2 protein-coding genes are annotated in these 1,877 nt (G+C 75.8%); both read right to left on the bottom strand.

The window, feature by feature from the left end; all coding sequences use genetic code 11:
• Window positions 1–645 (bottom strand): tryptophan synthase subunit alpha (gene trpA / locus Q7W29_14630; GenBank protein ID MDO9173057.1); only part of this gene is annotated, 645 nt, incomplete at its 3' end.
• Window positions 642–1,838 (bottom strand): tryptophan synthase subunit beta, encoded by a 1,197-nt coding sequence (trpB, locus tag Q7W29_14625; protein ID MDO9173056.1) that lies wholly within the window; start codon window positions 1,836–1,838, stop codon window positions 642–644. The genes trpA and trpB, both read right to left, overlap by 4 nt.
• Window positions 1,839–1,877: the final 39 nt, after the last annotated feature.

Here is a 1,877-nt window from a genome sequence, read left to right as displayed (position 1 = left end):
GTCGGCCACGCCGAAGCCGACGTAGCAGGGCAGGTCGGTGACGGCGCGGGCGCGGCCGACCAGCGCCGCGGCGTGGGCCGCCGGGTCGGCGGCGGCGCCGGTCACTCCGGTCAGCGCCACCAGGTAGAGGAAGCCGCGGGCCTCCCCCGCGATCATCGCGACGCGCGCGGCGTCGGTGGTCGGGGCGATCAGCTCGATCAGGGGCAGCCCCGCCTCCGCCAGCGGGCCGCGCCACTCGGCCGCCTCTTCGTGCGGCACGTCCGGCAGGATCGCGCCCACCACGCCCGCGTCCCGGGCGCGCGTCGCGAACTCCGCCGCCCCCAGCCGCAGCACGGGGTTCGCGTAGCTCATCACGACGGCGCCCACGCCCGTCGCCGCCGTGGCCCGGGCGGTCAGGTCCAGGGCGCGGCGCAGCGTCATGCCGCCGCGCAGCGCCGCCAGGCTCGAAGCCTGGATCAGCGGCCCGTCGGCCACCGGATCGCTGAACGGGATGCCCACCTCGACGGTGCGGCAGCCCGCGTCCGCGGCCGCGCGCACCAGGTCCAGGAACGCGGCTTCGCTCGGGTAGCCCGCCGTGAAGAAGGGCACCAGGGCCTTGCGGCCGGCATCGCGCTCGTCGCGGGTCGTCCGTTCGAGCTTCGTCACGGGTTGCCTCCGGCGGGATCGAGCTTGCGGTCGGCCAGGTCCTTGTCCCCACGGCCCGAGAGGTTCACCAGGATGGGCTCCGTCAGCGCGGGCGACCGCGCCTGCCGGCGCGCGACCCAGGCCAGGGCGTGGCTGGACTCCAGCGCGGGGATGATCCCTTCCAGGCGGCTCAGCGCGTGGAAGGCCGCGAGCGCCTCGCGGTCGTCGACCTCCTCGTAGACGGCGCGGCCGGTGTCCTTGAGGTGGCCGTGCTGCGGCCCGACGCCGGGATAGTCCAGGCCCGCGGCGACGGAGTGCGCCTCGACGACCTGGCCGTCCTCGTCCTGCAGCAGGTAGGAGTAGGTGCCGTGCAGGATGCCGGGCGCGCCGCGCCCCAGCGCGGCCGAGTGGCCCGCCGCCGAGCCGCCGGCCTCCACGCCCACCAGTGCGACGCCCGCATCCGCCAGGAAGCCGCTGAAGATGCCCAGCGCATTGCTGCCGCCGCCCACACAGGCCACGACCGTCCCGGGCAGCCGGCCCGTCGCGGCCAGGAACTGCGCGCGCGCCTCGTCCCCGATCACCGACTGCAGCTCGCGCACGATCGTCGGGTAGGGATGCGGGCCCACGGTCGAACCCAGGATGTAGTGGGTGGTCCCGACGTTGGCGACCCAGTCGCGGATCGCCTCGCTGGTGGCGTCCTTGAGCGTGCGGCTGCCGCTGCCCACCGGCGACACGCGCGCCCCGAGCAGGCGCATGCGCTCGACGTTGGGCGCCTGGCGCGCCATGTCGACCTCGCCCATGTGCACGACGCACTCCAGCCCCAGCAGCGCGCAGGCCGCGGCGGTGGCCACGCCGTGCTGCCCGGCGCCGGTCTCGGCCACCACGCGCCGCTTGCCCATGCGCCGCGCCAGCAGCGCCTGGCCGAGGCTGTTGTTGATCTTGTGGGCGCCGGTGTGGTTGAGGTCCTCGCGCTTCAGCCAGACCTCGGCGCCGCCGCCGTGGACCTCGCCGAAGCGGCGGGCCCGGAACAAGGGAGTCGGCCGGCCGCTGTAGTCGCGGCGCAGCGCGTCCAGCTCGCAGCGGAACGCCGGGTCGGCCCAGGCCGCGGCGAAGGCGGCCTCCAGCTCGATCAGGCCGGGCATCAGGGTCTCGGGCACGTAGCGGCCGCCGTAGGGGCCGAAGCGCCCGGCGACGACCGGATCAGGAGCAGCCACGGGCGACCTCCTCGATGAAAGACCGGACGGCGGCCGGGT

Source organism: bacterium (genome assembly GCA_030654305.1).
Lineage (GTDB): Bacteria > Krumholzibacteriota > Krumholzibacteriia > LZORAL124-64-63 > LZORAL124-64-63 > PNOJ01.
This window is presented reverse-complemented; position numbering and strand designations above follow the sequence as displayed.